22 protein-coding genes and 1 pseudogene are annotated in these 24,914 nt (G+C 47.3%); 7 read left to right on the forward strand and 16 right to left on the reverse strand.

Annotated elements, in window-relative coordinates; genetic code table 11:
• Positions 1–97: 97 nt before the first annotated feature.
• From NST33_RS29125 to NST33_RS29140, 4 genes are read right to left on the reverse strand one after another with little or no spacing between them, the layout of a single operon-like run.
• Entirely contained in the window at positions 98–1,171 is a 1,074-nt protein-coding gene (locus NST33_RS29125) for an ABC transporter substrate-binding protein (RefSeq protein ID WP_036667861.1), read from the reverse strand.
• Positions 1,168–1,977, reverse strand: a complete 810-nt coding sequence (locus NST33_RS29130; protein WP_062836831.1) for an ABC transporter permease — start codon at positions 1,975–1,977, stop codon at positions 1,168–1,170. The genes NST33_RS29125 and NST33_RS29130 overlap by 4 nt, the downstream gene beginning before the upstream one ends.
• Positions 1,952–2,785 carry an ABC transporter permease gene (locus tag NST33_RS29135; protein WP_017691799.1) on the reverse strand — a complete coding sequence of 278 codons (834 nt, stop codon included), beginning with the start codon at positions 2,783–2,785 and terminating at the stop codon, positions 1,952–1,954. The genes NST33_RS29130 and NST33_RS29135 overlap by 26 nt, the downstream gene beginning before the upstream one ends.
• On the reverse strand, positions 2,775–3,884 hold the full coding sequence (locus tag NST33_RS29140; protein ID WP_036612848.1) for an ABC transporter ATP-binding protein: 1,110 nt from the start codon (positions 3,882–3,884) through the stop codon (positions 2,775–2,777). The genes NST33_RS29135 and NST33_RS29140 overlap by 11 nt, the downstream gene beginning before the upstream one ends.
• Before the next feature lie 255 nt (positions 3,885–4,139).
• On the opposite strand from NST33_RS29140, the gene NST33_RS29145 reads away from it, so the two are divergent.
• Positions 4,140–5,498: an MFS transporter gene (locus NST33_RS29145; RefSeq protein ID WP_221825600.1), complete on the forward strand. Its 1,359-nt coding sequence runs from the start codon at positions 4,140–4,142 to the stop codon at positions 5,496–5,498.
• Positions 5,499–5,547: 49 nt separating this feature from the next.
• Here NST33_RS29145 and NST33_RS29150 read toward each other — a convergent pair whose 3' ends face one another.
• The 3 genes from NST33_RS29150 to NST33_RS29160 all read right to left on the reverse strand — a co-directional run bounded on the left by NST33_RS29150 (position 5,548) and on the right by NST33_RS29160 (position 8,486).
• Positions 5,548–6,759: a nitric oxide synthase oxygenase gene (locus NST33_RS29150; protein WP_221825605.1), complete on the reverse strand. Its 1,212-nt coding sequence runs from the start codon at positions 6,757–6,759 to the stop codon at positions 5,548–5,550.
• Positions 6,760–6,886: 127 nt separating this feature from the next.
• Entirely contained in the window at positions 6,887–7,366 is a 480-nt protein-coding gene (locus NST33_RS29155) for a DNA starvation/stationary phase protection protein (RefSeq protein WP_200869383.1), read from the reverse strand.
• Between the two features lie 382 nt (positions 7,367–7,748).
• Positions 7,749–8,486, reverse strand: a complete 738-nt coding sequence (locus NST33_RS29160) for an HAD family hydrolase (RefSeq protein WP_221825608.1) — start codon at positions 8,484–8,486, stop codon at positions 7,749–7,751.
• A gap of 288 nt (positions 8,487–8,774) precedes the next feature.
• Between NST33_RS29160 and NST33_RS29165 the strand changes: the two genes are divergently transcribed.
• The 3 genes from NST33_RS29165 (at position 8,775) to NST33_RS29175 (ending at position 9,925) form a co-directional block, all read left to right on the forward strand.
• Entirely contained in the window at positions 8,775–9,038 is a 264-nt protein-coding gene (locus tag NST33_RS29165; protein ID WP_051447285.1) for a hypothetical protein, read from the forward strand.
• A 151-nt stretch (positions 9,039–9,189) separates the two neighbouring features.
• Positions 9,190–9,621: an SMI1/KNR4 family protein gene (locus tag NST33_RS29170; RefSeq protein ID WP_133386174.1), complete on the forward strand. Its 432-nt coding sequence runs from the start codon at positions 9,190–9,192 to the stop codon at positions 9,619–9,621.
• A 115-nt stretch (positions 9,622–9,736) separates the two neighbouring features.
• Positions 9,737–9,925, forward strand: a complete 189-nt coding sequence (locus tag NST33_RS29175) for a hypothetical protein (RefSeq protein ID WP_145149558.1) — start codon at positions 9,737–9,739, stop codon at positions 9,923–9,925.
• Positions 9,926–10,013: 88 nt separating this feature from the next.
• Here NST33_RS29175 and NST33_RS29180 read toward each other — a convergent pair.
• From NST33_RS29180 to NST33_RS29215, 8 genes and pseudogenes are all read right to left on the reverse strand, one after another.
• Positions 10,014–11,194, reverse strand: a pseudogene (locus NST33_RS29180) (IS3 family transposase).
• Positions 11,195–11,323: 129 nt separating this feature from the next.
• Entirely contained in the window at positions 11,324–13,063 is a 1,740-nt protein-coding gene (locus NST33_RS29185; protein WP_221819657.1) for an adenine deaminase C-terminal domain-containing protein, read from the reverse strand.
• Between the two features lie 173 nt (positions 13,064–13,236).
• Positions 13,237–14,295: an ABC transporter ATP-binding protein gene (locus NST33_RS29190; RefSeq protein WP_221819659.1), complete on the reverse strand. Its 1,059-nt coding sequence runs from the start codon at positions 14,293–14,295 to the stop codon at positions 13,237–13,239.
• 18 nt (positions 14,296–14,313) lie between these two features.
• Complete coding sequence (locus NST33_RS29195; RefSeq protein ID WP_017691790.1) at positions 14,314–15,105, reverse strand: ABC transporter permease; 792 nt, start codon at positions 15,103–15,105, stop codon at positions 14,314–14,316.
• 6 nt (positions 15,106–15,111) lie between these two features.
• Positions 15,112–15,933 (reverse strand): ABC transporter permease, encoded by an 822-nt coding sequence (locus NST33_RS29200; RefSeq protein ID WP_036612869.1) that lies wholly within the window; start codon positions 15,931–15,933, stop codon positions 15,112–15,114.
• Positions 15,934–16,248: 315 nt separating this feature from the next.
• Positions 16,249–17,187, reverse strand: a complete 939-nt coding sequence (locus tag NST33_RS29205; RefSeq protein ID WP_339306029.1) for a nucleoside hydrolase — start codon at positions 17,185–17,187, stop codon at positions 16,249–16,251.
• A 100-nt stretch (positions 17,188–17,287) separates the two neighbouring features.
• The gene (locus NST33_RS29210) at positions 17,288–18,358 is read right to left on the reverse strand and encodes an ABC transporter substrate-binding protein (protein ID WP_221820266.1); all 1,071 of its coding nucleotides are present in this window, start codon (positions 18,356–18,358) and stop codon (positions 17,288–17,290) included.
• A 462-nt stretch (positions 18,359–18,820) separates the two neighbouring features.
• Entirely contained in the window at positions 18,821–19,165 is a 345-nt protein-coding gene (locus tag NST33_RS29215; protein ID WP_017691786.1) for a Na-translocating system protein MpsC family protein, read from the reverse strand.
• A 374-nt stretch (positions 19,166–19,539) separates the two neighbouring features.
• On the opposite strand from NST33_RS29215, the gene NST33_RS29220 reads away from it, so the two are divergent.
• From NST33_RS29220 to NST33_RS29230, 3 genes are all read left to right on the forward strand, one after another.
• A complete protein-coding gene (locus NST33_RS29220; protein WP_339306030.1) occupies positions 19,540–20,457 on the forward strand; it encodes a hypothetical protein in 918 nt (305 codons plus the stop codon).
• A gap of 421 nt (positions 20,458–20,878) precedes the next feature.
• A complete protein-coding gene (locus tag NST33_RS29225) occupies positions 20,879–21,661 on the forward strand; it encodes a DUF3105 domain-containing protein (protein ID WP_339306032.1) in 783 nt (260 codons plus the stop codon).
• Between the two features lie 273 nt (positions 21,662–21,934).
• Complete coding sequence (locus tag NST33_RS29230; protein WP_221819667.1) at positions 21,935–23,653, forward strand: methyl-accepting chemotaxis protein; 1,719 nt, start codon at positions 21,935–21,937, stop codon at positions 23,651–23,653.
• 238 nt (positions 23,654–23,891) lie between these two features.
• On the opposite strand, the gene NST33_RS29235 is transcribed toward NST33_RS29230, so the two are convergent.
• The gene (locus NST33_RS29235; protein WP_221819669.1) at positions 23,892–24,845 is read right to left on the reverse strand and encodes a nucleoside hydrolase; all 954 of its coding nucleotides are present in this window, start codon (positions 24,843–24,845) and stop codon (positions 23,892–23,894) included.
• Positions 24,846–24,914 lie beyond the last annotated feature (69 nt).

Raw genomic sequence — 24,914 nt, forward strand, 5'->3', positions numbered from 1 at the left:
AAAAAAGGGTTACTGCTTGTCATTCAATTGAAATGACGAGCAGCAACCCTTTTTGTTTTTTTGCAAATCTAACGAACTGTACATACGCTATTGGCGGTTATTTACTGTGCATTTTAAACTCCAGGAACAGGTCGTTATAATGCGAGAGCATTTTTTTACCCAGATTATCGTAGACCTCCAGCTTGCCTGTCAGTGTCTCGTCCGGATAGAAGCGTTCATCCTCGGAGATATCCTCTGGCAGCAGCTTAAGTGCCTCGGCGTTCGGTGTGGAATATCCGACATACTCCGCATTGCGAGCGGCATGATCCGGGTCCAACATGAAGTTGATAAACTGGTGTGCTCCTTCAATATTACTCGCCGTCTTCGGGATAACCATGTTATCGAACCAGAGGTTCGAGCCTTCTTCCGGCACCATATAATCCAGCTTGTCGTTCTCATCCATAATCTCGGACGCATCTCCAGACCATACAAGTCCAACGGCTGCTTCCTCATTAGCGAGTAACATTTTGATCTCGTCTCCGACAATCGCTCTCACGTTAGGTGTCAATGTAGACAGCTTCTTCAGCGCCTCTTGCAGATGATCTTCGTTGGTATCGTTCAGGGAATACCCGAGACTGTTTAATCCCATCCCAATGACTTCACGTGCACCGTCAAGGAGCAGGATTTGATTTTTCAGACGTGGGTCCCACAGGTCATTCCAGCTATCAAACGTCAACCCATCCACCAGTTCGGGATTGAACACAACCCCCACTGTTCCCCAGAAATAAGGGATCGAGTACTTGTTGCCTTCGTCAAAGGACAAGTCCAAGAACCGCGGATCGATATTGCTCAGATTAGTCAATTTGCTGTGATCAATTGGAACGAGCAGGTCTTCCTCTTTCATTTTGCTAATCGCATATTCGGAAGGAATCGCCACATCAAACGTAGTACCGCCCTGCTCAATCTTGGTCAGCATCGCTTCATTGGAGTCAAACGTCTGATAGATCACTTTAATGCCCGTCTCGTCCTCAAACTCCTTAAGCAGATCCGGGTCGATATAATCGCCCCAGTTATAGATGGTCAGCGTGTTGCCGCCAGAATACCCCTGACTCTTGTTCAGATACGAAGCCAGGATCATCAGGGCAAAGGCGGCCACGAATACAATTGCAAATGTCCGTACCAGTTGCTTCATGGACGCAGCCCCTTCCCTCCAGGTGGAATCCGCGTTGCACGGCGGTTAATGAAGTAATATCCAACGACCAGCAACACTGTCAGCAGGAACAACAGGGTGGACAAGGCATTGATGGACAAGGATACGCCCTGCCTTGCTCTGGAGTATATCTCTACAGAGAGTGTGGAGTATCCATTACCTGTGACGAAGAATGTTACTGCAAAATCATCGAGCGAGTACGTCAAGGCCATGAAGAATCCGGCAAAAATACCCGGTTTCACGTATGGCAGCACCACACGCGTCAGAATCTGCCAGGAACCAGCGCCCAGATCCCGTGCTGCATCCATCAGTGTCGGACTCATCTCCTGTAGCTTCGGCAGTACCATGATGACAACAATCGGCACACTGAACGCAATATGAGACAACAGAACCGAAGTAAAGCCCAGTTTGATGCCAATCATGGTAAACAGGATCAGGAACGATGCACCAATGATGACATCGGGACTCACGATGAGCACGTTATTGAGTGACAGCAGCGTATTTTTGGTCCGTTTGCGACGCACATGGTAGATTGCCAGTGCTCCTGCAACACCAAGGATCGTTGAGATCGCCGATGACAGCAGTGCGATGATAAATGTATTCAGCACAATGATGAGCAGCCGAGTATCAGCGAATACCTCTCTGTACCATTCAAGCGTGAATCCTTCGAAGCTGCGCATATGCCCGCCACTATTGAAGGAATAGAAGATCAGATACGCAATCGGTGCGTACAATATGGCGAATACAACGGCTAGATAGACGTTAGACAGCTTTCCGTTTCTTCCCATTACGCACCTCCTTCTTGCCTGATCCAGTCAGGAACATAATAATCGCCATCGCAATAATCAAAAAGACGGCAATCGTTGAACCCATCCCCCAGTCTTGGGTGACGAGAAAATGCTGTTCGATCGCTGTTCCCAGCGTAATTACACGGTTCCCCGCAATAAGGCGGGTAATCATGAACAGAGACAGCGCAGGAATAAATACAGCCTGACAGCCTGATTTCACACCGCTAATCGTCAGTGGAAAGATAACCCGGCGGAAGGTCAGCCACGATGAGGCCCCCAGATCACGCGCAGCGTAGATCAATGATGGATTCATCTCTTCCAGCGCATTGAAGATCGGCAGAATCATGAATGGAATGAAGATGTACACCGAGACAAAGATAAAACTGAAATCGGTGAACAAAATCTGCTGTGTACCAATACCCACGACTTCAAGTAAGGAGTTGGTTAGACCATACGTTCCGAACAGGCCGATGAAGGCATACGCTTTTAGCAAAAGATTGATCCAGCTTGGCAGAATGATCAGCAGCAACCATAACTGCTTGTGCTTCGTCCGGGTCAGCATATACGCCGTCGGGTAGGAGATCAGCAGCGAGAAGGCCGTAATCAGAAATGCATACCAGAACGAACTGAGCGTCATCTGCAAGTACACCGGTGTGAAGAACCGGGCGTAGTTGCCAAACGTGAAGTTCCCTTCAACGTCGAAGAACGAGTAATAGATGACCAGCAGAACCGGCGCCACAACAAACAACACCATCCATAATACATATGGAATCAGATACGCATTGCGTGTGCTGGCCTTAGTCTGCATGAGCGGCCTCTTGATAGGCTTCGAGTCGTTTATCGAACTCTTCCTCGGTCTCGTTAAAGCGCATAACATGTACCGCTTCCGGGTCAAAATAGAGTCCAATCCGTGCGCCTACAACGGCTTTCTTGGTTGAATGAACAAGCCACTCATTGCCCGCATCGTCGTACGTGGATATCTCGTAATGCACCCCACGGAATAACTGGGAGTCCACATTAACCTTGAGCTTGCCTTGGTCTTCCGTTGTAATCTCCAGATCCTCTGGACGAATGACAATCTCTACCGGCTCGTCCCGCTGGAGACCCTGATCGACACACTCGTGCTGTGCGCCAGCGAATTCCACCACAAAGTCCTGCTTCATTTTGCCCGATACAATGTTCGATTCCCCGATAAAGTCCGCCACAAAGCGGTTAATCGGCTCATCATAGATATCATTCGGTGTACCGCTCTGTTGAATCACGCCGCCATTCAGGACAAAGATCTCATCCGACATCGCTAGAGCCTCTTCCTGATCATGCGTAACAAAGATAAACGTGATGCCCAGTCGCTGTTGCAGCTCCCGTAACTCGTACTGCATTTCGGTCCGCAGCTTCAGATCGAGTGCTGACAAAGGCTCGTCCAGCAGGAGAATTTCAGGTTCGTTCACAATGGCACGTGCAATCGCGACACGTTGCCGTTGTCCGCCAGACATTTCACCAATTTCACGGTTTTCATAACCGGACAGATTGACGAATTTGAGGGCTTCCAACACTTTGCTGCGAATTTCAGCTGTTTTCATCTTTTTGATCCGCAAACCAAAAGCTACGTTCTCAAATACATTCAAATGTGGAAATAACGCGTAATCCTGAAATACAGTATTCACCTGCCGCTGGTGGGCAGGCACTCGGTTGATGAGCGCACCGTTAAAATAAATACTGCCCTGTGTCGGCTCCGCAAAGCCGGCAATCAGCCGCAATATCGTTGTTTTCCCGCACCCTGACGGGCCAAGAAGCGTATAAAATTTACCCCGCTCAATCTCAAAGCTGACTGCCTTCAATACGGCTTCATCCTGATCGTATTGCTGAGTCACCGCTTCGAAGCGGATAATCGGTTGTTGTTCTGACATGCTTCACATCGCCCCCTTATACTTGAGGTACATCTTAAGTCTGTACACTTTCGTCCATGTTTCCTTATTGATAACCCATCTATTATATATGATTCAGGTATATCCGCAATGGTTTTGATGTAAACACCACGTGTCATTTCTTCTTATTTTCATAAATCCTGCATACATTACGGGTATATGTCGATATCTACGCATTCATTTGGAAAATAAAGCATATTAGGGATTCCATTTTATGTGTGAGAGGAGTCTTGGCTCTTGGAAATTCGTCGTAACCTGCCTTTGCTAATGACCATTTGTTTCCTAAGTCAGATGGGCGGATTCATGATCCTGCCCCTGTTTCCTTTGTTTATTGAGGAATTCGGCCTGTCCGGCTGGATGATGGGGGTTATTTTTGCACTTTTTTATGTAGGGAAAGTAATTGGTGGTGTTCCTGCGGCGGCAATTTATAGAAAACTCGGAGGAAAAAAGTCGCTCATCCTCATGCTGATCCTGTTGGCAGTCTGTATGGGTGGCTTCGCGCTGTCTACTGCTGCGGTGTTATTCGGCCTGCTACGACTGCTGCAAGGGCTCGCTTCCACGGGCCTTACCGTGGTCGTACGTTCCATCATCGGGGATGGGGGCAATGTAGACAACCGCGGCCTGTACAATGGATATATCAGCAGCAGTGAGGGCGGCGGTATGATACTCGGTCCCGTCATTAGTGGCTGGCTGGCTATGCATTGGCCGCTGTCGGTTCCTTTTTTGCTCGTTACCGTATGTTGTCTGATGGCCGTGGTCGCTGCGATGGGGATGAAGACGACGGCACAAGCTAGAGCCAATCATGGATCTGGGGATACGTTAAGTGATCACCTATTAGAAGATCCTTCGGCTACTGTGACACAAGAACCTATCGATAAATCATCACATTCGCCACTCTCCACGGATAACGTTGTTGTAGATTCCACCATCAGTGAATCCCACCCTTTTGCTGCATCCACTGAACCTCCTCCTTTATCTTCATCACCGTCTGACGCAAAGCATACTCAAGGTTTGTCTACAAGGCTCACACAGCATCAGCAGCTTATCGGTTACGGCACGGTACATTTTCTTGAGATGAGCGCGTATGCGGTATTCCTCACCTATTTTGCACTGTATGCAGCTCACATCATGCATTGGGACCCGTTTGCCACCAGTCTCGCCTTCACCGTCTCCGGGATCTCTACGCTTGCCGCTGCTCCCTTTGTTGGTTATCTCTCTGACCGGTTAGGCGATCGCCTGTTGCTTTGCATGCTCGGCATGTTCCTGATTGGAATCGAAGTTGCTGTATTTCTAAGCACGTCCTCCCATCTATGGGTCTACGTTGGCATGCTCATTGGCGGGGTTGGCGGTGCATGTTACATGGATTCGTTCTTTGCCCATATTGGTGATCACATCCCAGACGAGAGTCGAAGTTCTGTCATAGGCAAAATTGTCTCTGCGGCCGAGATCGGCTCCATCGTATCTCCACTGGTTGCTGCGTTGCTTACGGAAGTTGGATCGCTTTACTCCGTGTTTGTGTTCAACCTGGTGCTGATTGCTGCTGCCATTATAGTTCAGGCCGTGATGCGCAGTCGGTATCGATTGAAAGAGGGGTAGCCCTTCGTTTGGATAAAAAAGGATCACAAAAAATGACCCGCCTGCACAATTAATGTGCAAACGGGCATTTCATTGGTGCATCTCCGGCCTGTGGTTGGTGATTCTCTACCTGTGCATTCTGCTGCTCGCTGCTTCGCGGCTCTGCGGCAGATGCCACACCATCTTTCAGGGTATACGCCTGATCCTGATGGAAAAAGTTCGGCTTCACGATCTCATTACGATAGGAGCTGTGGAATATATGCGTTATAGCCGGGGACACTGGCGGAATCAGCCACACCCAATCTCCGGTCAATTCACGCCCAGCCTTCTCCTCCCGCTGTTCAAATAACTGGAACTGCGCTGCTGCCGTGTGGTGATCCACAATGCTCACACCTGCTTTTTTGAACGAATGCAGCACAGCCACATTCAGCTCTACCAACGCACGGTCCTTCCACAAGGTCGTTTCACTCGAGGTATTCAATCCAAATGCTGCCGCCACTGCAGGCAACTTGTTATACCGAAACGTGTCTGCCAGATTACGGGCGCCGATCTCGGTACCCATATACCAACCATTGAACGGTGCTGCCAGGTAGGACACACCACCAATCTCCAGTCGCATATCGGCGATCATCGGCACACCGTACCAGCGCATGCCAAGCTCCGCAATCTCTTTCCGCTCCGGGTGTTCGATAAGAACTTCCACAATCTCTTCTTCGGGTATAACATACCACTCTGGAGCTTGTCCTTGCGCCTGAATTATGAGTGGCAAGACATCATAGGAGCTACCTGCCCCCTGCCAGCCAAGTGACATCGCCGCCTTGGTCAGTTCCACCGAAGCAGGATCTCCAATAATGCCTTGCTCTGTCTCATATCCTGCATATCGAATGAGCTGATGATTCCAGATACGTACCGGAGTTCCATTCGGCCCATCCGGTGGAAGAATGGTAATCATCGGGATTACTTTGCCACCGTTGGATGCCACATGGATATGATTCAACACAGCTTCTGCTGCCGTCCCTGCCGTATCAGCATGACGTGCGTCCACGATCCGCAATTTATCCCAGAACAGCCGCCCGATGCAGCGGTTGCTGTTCCGCCAGGCCATTTTACAACCTTGCTCCAATTCTTCTGTGGTATGCACATAAGTACCAGTTACTTCGATCTCTCCCATAACGGCAACAAGCCGGGCCTCTGCGTCTTCACGCGAATGGCCCAGCTCTTCATAACATGTATATATAAACCGTTCAGCTTCTTCCTGCAATTGTTCCAGGTCTGACCGCATCGTTCATTCCACCATTCTGTACATCTTGAATGCCATCATTATACGGCAAGCGCACCGGATTTGTAAGCGAACGGACACTTTGTTCACGGACTCTACATATCGTTGTCAGGATGTAGGGTGACTTTGCTTATTTGCCCAGAAATGCGGTTAACATCCAGACCTCTTTATCCAGCGCAGCGGTGAATCCAATCAGCATATCTTCCGTTGCGTTATCCTCTGCTTCTCCCGCTTCGTGAATGCCTTGATGAATCACTTTCACCATTGTACGCAGATCAGCAACCACCGACTCTACCATACGCTCAGCAGACAACTGCCCTTGTGCCTCTTCAATTGGAGAAAGACGCAGCTGTTCAGCCATCGTAGCCACCGGACGTCCACCAATAGCCAGCAAACGTTCTGCAACTTCGTCCATATTCGCCGTAGCCAAGTTGTACAACTCTTCGAATTTGGCATGCAGTGTGAAGAAATGAGGTCCTTGGACATACCAGTGGAAGTTATGCAGTTTCGTGTATAGTACGGACCAACCTGCGATCTGACGGTTCAGGACTTCTTGAAGTGCTGTGGCATTGTTAGCAAAAGTGTTGTTTCTAGTTTGGATTGTGCTCATGGAATTTATCCCCTCTCGAATATAAAAATAGAATTTGAATTTTATAATGGATTGCTTTGATTCGCTTCTTTTAATTTAGACTTAATCTAAATCTTGTTTTAATTATAACACCGCATATCCTGTTTGGGAAGGATTTCGCCCTGTCTTGTACATGAAGATTCCATGAAGCTGAGCTTCATCCTATATCATTATAAAAAGTGGAGTTCACTGGCCACACGGCTGATTAATGAGGATCTGTAGTACTGCTTGCACCAGATCCCACTTTTTATTTATACCTTTAATTACGCTCACATACTGCGAATATTCTCACAGTGCAAATAACGCAAAAACAGCCCTTCATCTCCGTGAGATGATAGGACCGCATGAACCCACCTGTACAATTTTATTGCTTAACAAACTCAAAAGTCAGGATACGACTGATCTCTTCATAGCTCCGTGCTACAAAATGAGGTTGATGATCGGACTCCGGCAGCGCCTCCCGATGGTTGAACCAGATGACTGTCCACCCCGCATCGACCGCACCTACCACATCATTACGCCACGAGTCGCCAATGTAATAGCTGGAACGGGCATCTGTCCCGGAATGCTTACTCACATATTCAAACAACCTGCGATCCGGCTTTGCATAACCAGTTGTACCGGAGATGAAGACCAGATGCTCGTCCACGAGACTAAGCACATCCAGTGCTTCAAGCTTGCGGCGCTGATGCTCTCCTTCTCCATTGGTAATTAGACCAACGGTATGGCCTTCTGCCTGAAGCCTTCTGATCAGCTCATACGCTCCTTCAAAAGGTACAATCTCAAACTGTCTGCTCAGATACTGTGCTTGTAGTTCTTCAGCCTGTCCCGATTGTAGGGGGAGTCCGAACTCTTCCATCGTCAACTCAAACCTCCGACGGCGCATTCGCTCTACTGCATCCGCTTCTGGTACAGCGGACAGATCTTCTTGTGCAGACAGCCAGTCACTATAATAACGAAAACGATGATAGGCCTCAGCATAAGGGAACTCATCGGGCAGGCCGAGAACGTCCTGCAACGCGCCACAAAGTGGCTGCAAGTGATCATATAACGTATCATCCACGTCGAAAAATATGGTTTTAGCATTATCTATTTCACTCATAATGGTTGTCTATCCTCCTGCTTTTGCGTCCAAACACTCTTTTCTTACTACTATATATGTATTCCTATGCCTCGTCCAAAAGGGATTTGTTGCGTGATCATCTCTACTCCAGAACAGTACCCATAATAACGCTTAGACCAGAATTGATCGGACGGCTTTATATGTTAAAATAAGGATGATTAAATCTGAGGTGATGACGATGTTCAACCCAAAATTCTTCTCCTATTAGTTGTGCTCAAGGCACTGGCTACTCAAGCCAAAATCTAGCCCGGTACAACGGGGATGAAGATGTTCACACAGGAAGAGATTCAATCATGGGAAAATGAAACAGCTTTTGCACAGAGACACAACAAGAAGTTCATTGATCCAAGAAAAGAAAAGCTGAAAGATCACCGTAAAGGAATCAAGAGCACGCATTACAACAAAGAAAGTAAACCCGATCGTAAACATGATTATCGTCTGTATAGAACCAAAATGAAGCGTCTCATGCACCACGAGCAATACGATCTTCTGCACAACTATAAACGAACGAGCGGTTGGCTAACTTGGTAAACTGGAGTTAGAAGAGTAGTCCTTACATAACATTACTGCGCTACATCAAAAACAGTAGCCTTTTAAGTTAAGAAGGACTTCTTTTTTCAATCAATTACATACCGTTTCATTCGTTACTGACAGTTAGAATATATCGAGGAGGCCTTTATTCATGTGGAAAGAGCATCTTCATAGCATTTCGAAGGAGTATACGTTCAGTCCCCCTGCATCTGGTGATGACATTGCAAAGATGGAAGACTCCTTACAGGTTACGCTCCCTCGTGAATTAAAAGAAATATTGCTCGAAACCAATGGAGTCAGAGCTATTTACGATTTGGGACTTATCTGGTCAGAAGATCGAATTAAGAATGAAAACAGACATTATCGGGATGACCACTCCCAAGATTACTACATGCCCTTTGATCACCTGCTCTTCTTCGGGGAAAGTGGGATTGGGGATTTATTTGCTTTTCCTGTGACAGGGGATGGAACGTGTAGAGATGACGTGTTTGTGTGGAATCATGAAAATGACAGCCGAAAATGGGTCGCACCTTCAGTGTCCAAATATTTGGAGTGGACTTTAGAAGGCAAAATAAAAATTTAATTTACGGACTAACGGACCCTAATCTACGATGAATAATTAGATAATTTTGTATTTCCATTTAATGAATATTATATTAATGAACACATTACAAATGAATAAAAGGTGGAATGAACTTATGAGTACATCAGAAAAGAAATGTCATGATTGCGGAGGAACATCTTTCGTAGAAGCATCGGATTACATCAACCTTCGTCCATTGGATAAGAAAATGACTCTCGGTGTGGAAAAAATGTACACGGTTTGTCTGGATTGTGGCGAAGTTGTTTCCATTAAAGTGAAGAACCCAGAGAAGTTGCTAAAATAATAATAATTCCAATAAGCACAGACAAAAACACCCTAGCTCACAATTGTGAAATTGGTCATACCCCTGTCAAGTAGACAGATGAAAAAAGCTATGCTGCCAGTGCGCATCGATATTCAATCGGTGCGCGCTGTTTGAGTTTGGCTTGAAATCGTCGGTAGTTGTAATGGTACATGTAATCTTCCACGGCTTGTCGAATCTCTGCTTCTGAATTACACTGGTTAAGGTACAGCTTCTCTGTCTTGAGATGCGAAAAGAAGGATTCGATGCATGCGTTATCCAGGCAGGTTGCTTTGCGAGAGTGGCTGCCCTTCACGCCGAATGCTTCTAATCGTGTGTTGTACGCCTGAGACGTGTATTGGAAGCCTTGATCCGAATGGAGCACGGCTTCCGAAACGTCTCTTTTTTGTGTCCATTGTTCCACCGTATCCAATACGAGCTGAACATCGTTCCGTTTAGATAATTGCCAAGCTACAATTTCGTTGTTGAACAAGTCTTGAATGACAGACAGATAAACGAATGTGTTTCCATCCGAAATATAAGTAATATCCGTCACCATTTTTTGCTGGGGGGCTGTGGCATGAAATTTGCGCTTCAGGCGATTCGGATAAATCACAGATGGCGTATAGCTGGACTTCTTCCGCTTCTTACGAATGACCGATTGGATCGATAGTTCCCGCATGATTCGCCATACTTTCTTGTGATTAACGTTCAGACCAGCCTCCCAGAGCGCCGTTGTCATGCGAGGATAACCAAACTCTCGGTTTGCAAAATGAATAGCCATCATGTGTTCTTTGATCTCACGATCACGGTCTTGTCTTGCGTCTCGCTGCGGCTGTGTTGCTCGCCATTTGTAATAACTGGAACGGGGTATTCCTGTAATCGATAATAGGCGTGTAATGCTATGCGAGCAGCGCAATTCGTCTATGATATCGTAGTTCTCCCGTTGGCTCAGCGCTTCTCCTTTACTAGATTTGGATACCGCTTTTTTAAATAATCCACCTGTGCTTGAAGGTAGTCACGTTCTTCTTCTACACTGCTAAAGGCAGTACGGGGACGTCCTTTCATTGGATTCGGAACATTGTTTTTTCGCTCATCGAACGCTTCCCCGTTTTTCCACTTTTTCACCCACACCTTCAGTTGTGAACAGTTTCGAATTCCTTCGCGTTCAGCTACCACTTTATAACTTGAAGACCCTTCGACATAGGATCTAACCGCATTCAATTTAAATTCTTCGGTATACGTCTGAAATGTTTGTCCTTTTTTTGCCATAAAAATATCCCCTCCAAGTGTCACTTGAACCCTCATGATAACATGAAGGCTTTTTCAAGTGTCTACTTAAAGGGGATAATACCAAATAGGGTGTTTTTTCATGTGCATCACGACATATGTGTCTTCAAACTATACAATCAACGATACAACCTTACCTGCATTCACATCAATCAAGCCATGGTCCGTAATCTTCAACGCGGGACTTACCGCAAGGGAATGGGTGCTGATCGACATGATTGGGTTGTAATGCACATATCCAAGAGACAACATCGCTGCTCTCAATTCCTTCACTTGATGGGAAACCACTGCAAGTGGTTCTTCCGTCAAAATGCCACCTACAGGAAGTTCCAGATGGGATAGCACCTTGCCATCTTCCACCACACAGAACCCACCCTGGCTCGAAATTACCGTGTTAGCTGCCAATATCATATCTTCACGATTACGTCCTACAACCAGCAGGTTGTGATTGTCGTGTGAATATGTCGTTGCAATGGCGCCGCGTTTGATGGTGTCTCCACCGATCAGGCCATGTGCACGATTGCCGTTCACGCCATAACGTTCAAAGGTCGCGATCTGCGCATATCCACTTTCTTCCCACTGCAATTCGCCATCTGAGGACTGAACCGATGCAATATGCTCTTCCACAAAAGTAGAACCATCCTTGACCATCATGACACGGCATTGGTACTCACCTTCACCAGCGAGATCAACCCCTGATCCACTGACTTTTGGGTCTGCCAACTGAATTGCAAAATCTGCTACGCCCAGCTTCTCCAACTGTACGCTCTTATAGAAGTGAGGTGGGAACTGCCCGGTTATGCGCTCCTGCTTATACGGTTCGTAATCGTCATAAGCTTTGCGGCCGTTTTTGTACACCTGATCAATAGAGAGATCATCCAAGTTGGATACCAACACATAATCGGCCACTTTGCCTGGGGCAACGCTGCCACGATCAGTCATTTTCATCCGGGAAGCAGGGGTAGATGTTGCTGCATAGATCGCGTCTTCCGGACGCATGCCCATCTGAATTGCTTTGCGTACGATATGATCCAGATGGCCACGCTCCACCAGTGAATCCGGCATCACATCATCCGTAACAAAGCAGAAATGCTGCGCCACATCATGTTGAATCAGGTACTCCATGACTTCCGGGGTCATTGATTTCTCCTGAATTTCAATAAACATACCTGCCGCAATCCGCGCCTGCAATCCCTCAATGCTCTGATGGGTATGATCGGAATCGATGCCTGCGTAGATCAGTCGATGCAGATCGAGTCCAAGCAGTTTCGGTGTATGTCCTTCGATCACCAGATCAGGATAGTTTTTGCGGACATGCTGTAGAATCTGGTTCGTCTTGCACTCCGGATCACGTATGACATCGACATAGTTCATGATCTCGCCCAGACAGATGATCTCGCCAGTGGCGAGCAGCACGTCCATATCTTCGATCTCGATCGAACCGCCTGTTGTCTCCATCGGGGTTGCCGGAACGGAACTTGGGATCGCATAGAACATGTCCACCGTCGTCTCCCGACTCGCAGCCATCATCTCCTGCACACCCTCCAGCCCAAATACATTCGCCATCTCATGCGGTTCCGCTACAATGGATGTTACGCCGCAGCCAATCAGACCATGGGAAAAGGTTTCCGGTGTCACCATCGTGCTTTCGATATGCAGATGGATATCGATCAAGCCAGGAATCATGTATCTTCTCCGCGCATCAATGACTTCGTCTGCCTGAATCATCTCCGGTCCGTCGGGTCCAACATACAGGAATCTGCCGTCGAGTACTGCAACGTTGTTCATTTCAAACCGTTTATAATAACTGTTATACACATGTACATTCACAATTAGTTGATCTGCACGCATGGGGCATAATCTCCTTCTTCACAAACATTTCACTGCGATCCGGACTGGACGATGACCCTGCACTTTAATCTAATGCAATACACTTGATTGCGTACCACTACCTCGTCCGGAATCATCGCATGAAATGCCTTCTTTGCTGCTCTTATTTCTTCAAGCTATTCCTACATTCACGACTACTCTACCAATACAAGCTTGTCCTGTGGGAAAATCAGGCTAACACGCTGCCCACTAAGGTACGGTGTTTCCATCTCCTGATTTGCTGTAAAGTCACCAAGCTCCGTCTCGATTACATACTGATAACTGCGTCCCAGATACGTGCTGACTTTGATAATGCCCGGCAAGGCGTTCACCACATCCGCAGAGGTATCTCCACTAACGATCAGATCATCTGGGCGAATCGCACCTTTGCGTGCACCAGGACGTGCTGTTCCAGGATGTGCGGTAGCTGTAAACGTACGTCCACCTGCGCTCAGGGTAATTAATTCACCTGCATCACTGCGATCCGCAAATTCAATAAAATTATGGAACCCGATGAATCGTGCTACAAATTCAGTCGCCGGATATTTGAAAATGGTTTCCGGGCGGTCGAGCTGCTCGACCACACCTTTGTTCATAATCGCTACCTGATCCGAGATCGAGAAGCACTCTTCCTGGTCATGAGAGACATACAGCGTTGTAATGCCCAGCTCTTGCTGAATCCGGCGAATCTCCACCCGCATGTTGAGGCGAAGGTTGGCATCCAGGTTACTGAGTGGTTCGTCGAACAAGAGCAGGTCAGGTTCAATCACCAATGCGCGGGCAATCGCCACACGTTGACGCTGTCCACCAGACAATTCTTGTGGAAAACGTTTCTCAAATCCATTCAGGTTAACCACTTCCAGGATTCGCATCACACGGGAAGAGATATCCTTGTCTTTTACTTTACGCATCCGCAGGCCAAAGGCCACGTTGTCATAGACAGACAGATGCGGGAATAACGCATAACTCTGAAATACAAATCCGAAGTTCCGCTTGTTCGCCGGAACCTTCGTATAATCCTTGCCGCCAAACATAAACTTGCCCTGTGATGCTTCCAGGAATCCGGCGATGAGGCGCAGCGTAGTTGTTTTGCCGCAACCGCTCGGTCCGAGCAGGGAGAGCAGTTTACCTTTTTCCAGCTCCAACTGAAAATCCTTCAGGATTGTCTGCTTATCGTATGCCACGGATACGTGGTCTAATGTCAGCAATGCCATAGCGTTCTGCGCCTCCAATTAACGTTTAGTAAAGTATGAAAATCCGCCCATGATCCGTTCGATCACAAACATTAAGAGTCCGGTCAGCACCATCAAGAGCACGGAAATCGCTGCAATCGTTGGGTCAAAATAATTCTCGACATACGTCAGCATCTGGATCGGTAATGTGCTTACCCCTGGTCCGGTCATGAACACCGAGATGTCCACATTGTTGAAGGATTCCAGGAAGGCAATCAACACGGCAGCGATAATTCCTGAGCGGATGTTAGGAAGCACGATCGTGAAGAACGTTCTTACACGTCCCGCGCCAAGACTCAGCGCAGCTTCTTCCACTGCAAAGTCAAAGCTCGACAGACTCGATGCAATAACCCGAATGATAAATGGAAGCATGATAATCGTATGACCGATCAACAGTCCGAGATACATCGGCAGATGGTAGATTACGATCAGGTATTTCATCAATGTAAAACCAAGCACGATTCCCGGGATCAGTACCGGGGACAGGAACAGTGCGTTCAGCACAGACTTGCCTTTGAAATCGTAACGACTGAGTGCATACGCAGCCGGAACTCCGAGCACCAGCGCCAACAAGTTTCCCAGTAAGGAAATGATGATGGACGTCTGGAACGTGCGGAGGAAACCGCCTGTGTTGAAAATATTCTCATACCAGCGGAAGGAGAACCCTTCCGGCGGAAATTTGAGTACCGTTCCCGGTTCAAACGAAGTGACCGATATGATCAGAAGCGGGCCCAGCAGAAAGATAAAGACCAGCAGACTGAACAGACCCAGCCCGATATGTTTCTCCCGCATATGTGTCTACCCCTTCGGATTTAAAGTTTTGGCCATTTTGTTCATGACACCGACCACGACAAATGTAATTACAATCATAATCGCGGCAACAACCGAGGCCAGATACCAGTCGTTGAGGGTCATGGCGTTCTGATACAGGAACGTAGCAATTACACGCTGCTTGCCTCCAAGGAGGGCAGGTGTGGTATACGCCGTCAGGCTTCCAACAAAGACAAGCACGGCTCCGATCACAAGTCCTGGCACAGCCAGTGGGAACACGACCCGGCGGAATGCCGTAATGCGCGATGCACCCAGACTTTGTGCTGCCTTGAGCAGGTCACCGTCAATGTTCTCCAGCACACCCACCAGAGAGATAATCATCAGTGGCAGGAACAGATGTGTCAGACCGATCATCATCGCTGCTGGTGTGTACAGAATGTCCAGCGGCTTGTCCACGATACCCAGACCAACAAGGGTGTTATTGATCAGCCCTTTGCGTCCAAGAATGATCATCCAGCTAAAAGAGCGCACGACCGGACTCGTCAGCAGCGGGAAGATTGCCAGTGCCAGCAAAATGCCTTTACGGCGCGGCGCTTTCTGCGAGATATAATAAGCTGTCGGGAATCCGAGCACCACACAGACGATGGTGGTGACCACGCTGACTTGCAGCGTCGTAAGCAATATTTTCAAAAAGTATGGGTCTCTGAAAAAATGCATGTATCCTTCAAACGTGAAGGAGTTTTCTTGGAAAAACGTCGACCCGATCGTCAGGACAATCGGAATGATCATAAATGCCGCCAAAAACACAAATCCCGGCAGCAATAGCCAGTAGATTACTGATTTCTTCATCGCGATACTCCTGACTTGTAAAATGGTTTTATTCACACGTTTCACTGGCGCACATTTCAAAAATAAACGTTCACTCATCGCACCAGCCGTTCCGGTTACGAATCGTTCTTACGATCGCTGTTATCCTTGGATTTTCTTGATCTCCTTCTTAGTAGAAGGAAAAATCCAAGGATAGTGTATGCTTCCGAAGCAGCTTTCTTTCAGAAAGCTTTTAGGCGAACGCTTCGCTTCTTCAGAATCGATTTCGTCCCCTACACTACCAGCGAATTAGGTGGGTTGATTTTAGACTGAGCTCCAATGCCGTGAAGTTCATAACTACGCGTTTAATGCGTTGATAAACAGTTCAAGGAAGCTTTCTGCATCTACAGTTTCGCAGACGAGGGTGTTGGGCTGCTCACCCAAACGGTTTTGGAAGTCGCATACCATCTGACCATCGCACAGGCGGCTGGCGGTTTCGACATCGACATAATACGATTTGCGTCCTACCAGTTCCGGGGCAAGGGCTACACCCACGGCTAGTGGGTCATGTAAAGCGCAAGCGCGGACGCCGTTCATTTGTTCATAACGGTTGATATAAATCTCTGTGCTTTGAGCGACGTATGCACGAATTACAGGATCTGTGAGGCGCTCAATCGTTGCTTCATTCAGCAATGTTTGACGCGTCACATCCAGTCCGACCTGAGTAAGCTTCTCGATGCCTGCGTGCAGTACGATGCGAGCTGCTTCTGGATCAGCGTATGTGTTGTACTCGGCAGTCGGTGTAATATTGCCATGTCCGCGAACAACACCACCCATGAAGATGACTTCCTTCAATAAAGAAGGCAGTTCAGGACACTTCATCAACGCGAGGGCCAAGTTGGTTAATGGTGCGGTCATAATTAATGTCAGTTCGCCTGGATACAACTTGGCTTGCTCCACGATAAAGTCTGGCGCAAAACCTTCCTCGGCTTTCTTAGACACGGCCGGATCAGGCAGCGCACCGCCCAACCCGTCCTGTCCATGTACCCGGTGTTCATAATGCGACTTGCGAGTAAGCGGTCCAGCTGCTCCGGCAATGACCGGGATCGTTGGTGCACCCGCGAGTTCAAGAATTTTGCACGTATTCTCTGTTGCCTGCTGGAGTGATACGTTCCCACAGACTGTGGTGATACCGAGGATGTCCAGCTTCCGGCTTTTGACCGCCAGCAAGATCGCCAGTGCATCGTCAATCCCCGTGTCCACGTCCAGAATGATGCGATTTTGCGCTTCACTCATCCGTTCTCAACTCCTATACGGTGATATGGTTGCTTGCTGCAAATGATATAAGTTGAACATGTTGATCAAAGATACTTTTAAATCAGTCGGTTACTTGTTTTTATTGTGCAATCTCACGGTTCCAGCGATCTGTCCAGCCCTTAACCTGTTGATTCACGAATTCCATATCCAGCTTGTTGAGCTTCTCAACAACTTCAGCGCCGTATGTTACACCTTCTGCTTCTTCAGCAGTCAGTTCAACCTTTGTGTTAACCGGGGAATCGACCTTGGCTTTAGCAGATTTCGCTTGTACATCCTGGCTCAGCTGCCAGTTGATGAACTCTTCAGCCAGCTCTTTGTTTTTGCTGCCTTTCACGACATTGATTGTGTTCATCACGGCATATGCACCTTCGCTAGGTGTAACAAACTTGGCATTAGGCACGGCTGCTTTCAGATCTTTGAAATACATTTCCATGATCGGTCCGCCCGCAATCTCTTCTTGGGAGAACATGTTCACGAACTCGGAAGTTTGGCTATAGAATTTAACCACATTGCCGCTCAGTTTTTTCAGTTCAGCAAATGCCGCATCTTCATTAAACGTATCGTTCCCAGCTACACGGGAAGCTGCATCCACAACCATTGGGCCAGCTGTTGCTGTAATATTCGGGATGGTCAGATTACCCTCGAACGCCGGGTCCCACAGGTCACTCCATGAAGTCACTTCTTTGGATACGAGATCCGGGTTATAAGCAATACCGAGCTGTCCAACCGTGTAGGCCGGGCCATAATCTTCACCAAGTGGTGCTTTGGCAATATCATAAATGTCATTTACATTTGGGATTTTGGAACGGTCGATTTTCTCAAACAGACCTTCATCGATACCTTGTTGTGCATAGTAGTCAGACAGGTAGATGACATCGACATTTGATGTACCTTGACGAATTTTGTTCAGACGTTCAGCGTTATTGCCCACTTCGAGCACGATGTCTACATTATGTTCTTTTTCAAAGGGACCAAATACTTCTTCATTGAAGAAATCTTCGGAGAAGCCCCAAGTGGAGATAACCAATTTGTTAGCTGCGGTTCCCCCACTGCCTGATCCGCCTGTTGCATCCTCCGTACTGCTGCCACAACCTGCAAGTAATACCGATGTCATTGCCACTGCTGCCAAACCGCTAATCCACTTTTTCATCATGATCCTTATTCCCCCTGATATGTGTGATTTAACAACCCAACCATTAAGTTGAACTAGCTTACATGCTCTGCTAAGCATTTACACATAACGGAGAGGACAGAAATAACCTGAAGAAGCGGAGCGTGCGCCTTTATCACCGGATTTCACCTTTTAAAGGATCAAAAAATCTGGGGATAACAGCGATCGGAAGGTTGTTCTATCATCAAGTGCCCGTGTAAATTACGTTAGTTGAGTGTGTATAGTTCGACTTAAAAAACAAAAAGAAAAGCGCTCTTGTATAAACAAGAACACTTTTCTTCGTAAACAAAGGAAAGCGACACCCGCTGCCGGTACATCATCGGTTTCTGCTTCAGAATCAATCCAAAGACAGACGCCATCATATGAAATTGTACGGAACCTGATCATGAATCCGGATAACCTCGGTATATATCAACAAGAATCAATCCTGCCGATCCATCCTTAGGCCTGTTCCAGAATCACATTCGTGATCGCCCACTGAGTGGACGCATCATAATCCCGCAATATAGCTTCAATTGGCAAACCCATGTGTTGCTCGAGCTTCTCCCGGAATTTCTTCTTATATAAGACAGACATGCGGAAGTCCACTTCCAGCTTTAAGCCGGGGGCCTCCCCTTCCAGGGCGTCAGAGCGCGGTGAACGTCGGTGCTTCGCGTAGAAGGTCACAATATTCTGGTCAATGGTCACTCTCAGGAGAGTGGTGCCAAATCCGAACAGTTCCTTCGAAATTTCGTTATAATACTGGCACATCTTCTTCTTGCTCTCATTGCTGTCCAGTAGTTCCATGAACTCACCCACATCTCTTACTACCGTACATTCGACGTGTTAACACGATTGATTATACATAAATATACGATCATAGGCAACCCAAAAGATATAGTTAACATGATAATAACACATAAAAGCGAACGATGAGACATTAACAGCAGAAAACAATTCGGCTTATACCACAGTGAATTTACATTAATATGCCTGCATGTCATTCCTATACTATTGTTGCTTCTACACTCCGCTTTAATACACAGGATTCGTGGCTTTGTTTCAACTTTCCCTAAATGGGCACTTATTCCTGCGAAACATAGACAAACTTCGTCATTAACCGTTAAAATGAGACACAATGTTGACATGTTTTTATTTTCTAGAAATTGGAGGCTTATATCATGAAATGTCCAGTATGTAATCATGAAAATGGAGATGCCCATTTTTGCGAGAGGTGCGGCTCTAATCTAACGCAAACAACCTCATCACCAACTCCTGTACCGAACCCGGAATCTGCTGCTGCTTCCGAACCCGAATATACCCGTTGGTCCAGCACGCAGGCTACCTCTTCCCAGACATCTTCTCCATCCAACACACCATCCGTCTCCATTCACAAGGAACAGGCGAGAGAATCAACAGGTATCAATGACCATGCTTCTGAAGGAGGCAATAGCTCCAATCAGTGGAATAATATTGTGCAGAATGAGAAAGTTCAGCAAGCCAAAGAAGTAAGTAAACAGTATCTGTCCTATTTCCTCAGTGTATTAGCCCGTCCTTATCAGACGATGAAAACCGTTGGCGACCAGCATTCACTAAACGGATGGCTAACGATGGCGCTAATTGCAATTCTATCTTCTACATACTTCTTAATTACCTTTAGTCGCATAGGCATGGACGGCTTGTTCATTGGTGGATTTTTAAGGCCGCTATTGTTCACCGTCATTATCTTGATTGCCTCTATTGCACTGATGTACGCTATTCTGAAGATTGAAAAAATAACCTTCCGCCCCAAAACACTGGTTGCCCAGTTTGGTACATTGCTTGTTCCTGCTGTCGTATCCCTTGTTCTGGCGAATCTGTTTATTATCATCTCGTATTCCATCGCGATCTCATTGCTTGCTGTCTCGTATATCATTATCTTTGTTGCTCTGAACTCGGTGCTGTTCCAATATCCACTGAATCGTACCAAAGCAGCCATCGATAGCATGTACAGCGTGTTGATCGCTAATGTGGTCGTGTTCTTTATTCTGTATCGATTGTTGGGTGAGATTATCATTGGACTGATTGGCATGATGCTTTCACCGTTTGGTCGTCTGTGAATTATATAAGTTGAACTAAAGATTATTTACACTTGTTACTTCGATGACAGAACAACCTTCCGATCGCTGTTATCTCCAGATTTTTTTTAATTCACTTTTTGCAAAGTGAAAATCTGGCGATAAAGGCGAACGCTCCGCTTCTTCAGGTTCTTTCTGTCCTCTACGTTTTCGTGTAAATGATTATTCCAATAGATATAAATTTTCCTGACTCTTTTGATTTATATTAAGGCGCTCCCTGCTCACTCGGGGAACGTCTTTTTTGGTTTTCTAAGGCAGCATTGCGCCGAGCATGTTTCATACACTATAATGTGTAGTGCAACAGGTATGTTCTTATTTACGTAACAAACACGGAACCAGCAACTCCCGCTACGTAATGAGAGGATTCACTGTTGTTATTAACACTACATTATGTAGTGTATTAATGACTCATTTTACAAAGAAAGCAGAGGAACTCTCTATGGACATGACTCATATGAATCATATGCAAATGGAGCACGAGGCAGGTACATCCTACCTGTGGCTCATCGTAGGTGTAATCGTATTACTGTTCTCCATCGCCGCCTATATCTGGGCATCACGCACACAGGGCAAAATCCTGGGCCACATGAAAAAGAAAGAGCGGGCGGACATCCAGAAAAAAAGTCGATCCCTTCGGCTGGCTGCACATGTAATGATGGCTGTGTCGATGATTACGTTTGGCCTGTTCTTCATGCAAGGAGCAGGTAAAACATATAATGTAGCCGATCTGGCATCCAACGCGACCATCGATGTTACGGACGATAAATATTATGGAGCTGACCATACGGAGGACCCTATTCAGTATGAGATGAAGATCCCGACTTCAGGGCCGCATAATCCGCATGATATCAAGTTTGGATTTTACACCGACTTCCCGGGCTACAATTACCTGGTACACAATCTGGAGCACGGGGATATCATCATCTATTATCGTGAGAACGCAAGCGAGGATTTGAAGGAACATCTGAAATACCTCGCTAAATTCCGCGAAGCCGGAGCAGGTATTCTGGCTGTACCCAACAAGGATATTCCCGAAGGCAGTGAAGTCGTGGTGACCGCATGGACCAAAACAATGAAGCTCGACCAATTCGACGATGCCAAGGTGGGTACTTTTATCAATAAATATATTAATCAGGGACCTGAAAAGATTCCTGCCTCTGTTCGCCAGGGCGGCGGAACGATGTAATGACTTAATCACTCAGTCATATGAAGCCCCTCTAAGGAGTAACAATGAGGCTTCTTCCAATGATAAGCATGGTCAATATAGGATTGAAACGAAACTAGCTCCCGGATCAAATTGACTCGGGGGCTAATTCTTTATGGACCGGATGCCGATATTTCAAGTAGAAAATGGTATATTTGATATACAATACATACGAACCAAAGAAGAACGACAAGCATCAAGTAAAGAGACAAAGAGAAGATTGATTCAACAGATCAAGGGGGAACACTTTTACCAATGAACAGTTTGTTTATGAGGATCTTTTTATTTTTTTCCTGTCTGATGCTGGCTGCGGGTGCGGTTCTTGGCATTACCATGTACCGTTCATCGGCCCAACTGGTCGAGCAATCCATGGGGATGCAGGCACAGGCTGTGGGTGAACGGGCAGCTGCATTAATTGACACCTCTCTGTATGCACCACTCAGTACCGGACAGGACGAGACAGCGTATTACGGCATATTGCGTGAGCAGCTCAGTCAGTTGCGCGAGGCCAATGGACTCAAGTATCTGTACACACTTGGTACACGCGAAGAAAATGGAACAAATACATATTTCTACGTTGTGGATGGGGCTGCTGTCGATGTCGCAGAGGATGACTTCTCCCCTTACGGTTCCGCAGAAGAGACCCATTATGAAGGAATGCTGCAAGCTTTTGAACAGAATGAGCCTATTCGGGGCGAACTCACACAGGATGAATACGGCGCTACCATTACAGCATATGTGCCGATCCATGGGCCTGACGGGAAAGTACTAGGATTGGTCGGTGCGGATCTGGACTCTACTGCAGTCTATGAACTGATGTCCCGCAACCGTATGACCATGATCTGGACAGCCTTGGTTATTGTTCTGCTGAGTGTCTTGCTGGTGTATGGATTCGCCCATTACTTGACCCGACCATTGGTGAAGTTGAAGAAGTTAATTACCCAGGTAGGAAAAGGCGACCTGACCGTCAACGTTGAACTTAGTCGCAAGGACGAGGTAGGACAGCTCGCTTCGGAGTTCAAACATCTGGTTACAGGTACCCGGGATGTCATGACGGGCATCCGTCAAAGCTCCGATTCTCTGCTACAGGCTGCAGAAGGTGTATCGAAACATTCACAGGCGACTGCAGAAGCCAGTCAGCGTATTGCCGAGCATACGAATCATACAGCCAGTGGCGCTGCTGAACAGGTAGCTCGTGCGGGCGAAGTAACGGTAGCCATGGAAGAAATTACACGCAGCATGCAGCACATTGCGAATTCTTCTTCTATGGTCGCGGATGTATCACAAGAAACGACCAATAACGCGGTGCAAGGTCAAGCCAACATCAACACGGCGATGGACAGCATGGACAAAATTCATCAAGCAAATGTGCAGATGGTGGCCTCCACCTCTCAGCTGGAGCAGTACTCAGGTAAAATTGAATCGGTAGCACACCTGATGAAAGGCATCGCTTCACAGACCAATCTGCTCGCACTTAATGCAAGTATTGAAGCGGCTCGTGCAGGAGAGTATGGTAGCGGGTTTGCGGTGGTTGCCTCCGAGGTTCGCAAGCTTGCGGGGGAATCAGAGCAATCGTCCCAGCATGTAACCGAACTGATCGCCGAGATGACACGCCAGACTGCCCTGTTGTCAGAACATATGTCTGCCAGCACATCAGCAGTCCAATCCGGTCTCGCTGTTGTTCAGGAGGCAGGCCGTTCATTCACATTCATTCATACCGGGATTGAGACGATGAATGAACGTCTGCACGAAGTATCCGCAGCATCTGAGCAGCTGTCTGCCAGTGCAGAAGAAGTATCCGCTTCTGTGGAGGATATGGAACATATCTCACGCGAATCCTCTTCGAGCATACAGAAGGTGTCTCATGCTACCGGAAGCCAACTGCAATCCATGGATGAGATGAGTGCATCCGCCGAATCTCTGCGGGTATTGTCCAGTGAGTTGAACGGATTGATTGGTCGATTTAAAATATAGCGGGCAGCTTAGATTGCTATATAGATCGGCTATATAGATTGAACTAAAGAATATTCACACATACCACTTCGATGACAGAACAACCTTCCGATCGCTGTTATCGACCTATATAATCGGCCCAAAACAAATAGCCGCACGGCAGGGACGGGATTATGGGGTCAACCCCATACCCAGACCACTGCCTGCGGCTTTATTTTTGTTGTACCTTTAAGGATGGCAAGCCCCAAGGCTGCCTGAATTAGTAGCGCTGCGGAGCAGCTTTTTTACCCAAATCCGTCATGTACGTAAAGAACGCTTCCGGATCGGTATCATACACCAGTTGTACTGGACGTCCGTCTGCTTGCTCCACCGTGCGGCCCTGGCTAGGACCATCCGGGATAACAATACAGTTCACGGTTTTCTTCTTCACGATGTCCTCGCGTCCAACGGAAGCCGTTGTCAGTACATCCCACAGATAGTATGTGGAATTTGTCTCACTGTACACCAGTGGCGGACAACCTGCGTAACAGTTCCCCAGGAAATCGACGCCTTCGAAGCGACGCTCTGCTGCCCAGCGGTTACGAACGGCTGGAGTTAGCGGTACTTTATTCGTGCTTTCCAGTGCAACCAGATCGATCTGGATACCACTCTGCCATACACGGTAAGCCGCTTCCGGGTCCCAGAATACGTTCCACTCTGCTGTGCCATCATGCTCAGGTTCTTCTACGTTACCACGCTCGAATGTACCACCCATCCATACCAGCTTGTCGATTTTCTCTTCAATGTCTGGTGCTTCGTCCAGTGCACGCGCAAGGTCAGTCAGTGGGCCTGTGAACAGGAGCAACGTTTTGCCTTTGGTATTGCGCACTTTCTCGATCAGATGCTGGTGTGCTGGAACGGCAGAGAGTGGTGCTTCCATTTTGCCGGACTCGTTCAGTACAGGAAGTGCATCTACATAGAAGGAATGCAGTCTCCACGCCGCAGGAAATGGATTTTTCCCTCTGGAGTTGGATTTGGATACCTCTACGGAATATGTACCGAAACGATCGATAATTTTACGGCTGGCATCTGTTGCTGGCTCCAGATATCCGTCTGCCGGAATAACCGATACGCCGGTTACATGTACATTGTCCATTTGCAGAAGCATGAACAGCGATACAAGATCATCTACGCCGCCGTCATGGTTGAAATACACATTAAGTTGGTTCGTCATGCTTGCTTTCATCCTTCCCCTGGTTGTCCCATTGATGTTGATCATCCGTCTGCCCAAGGCCGACGCTCT

The sequence above is a fragment of the Paenibacillus sp. FSL L8-0435 genome (assembly GCF_037965655.1).
GTDB lineage: Bacteria > Bacillota > Bacilli > Paenibacillales > Paenibacillaceae > Paenibacillus.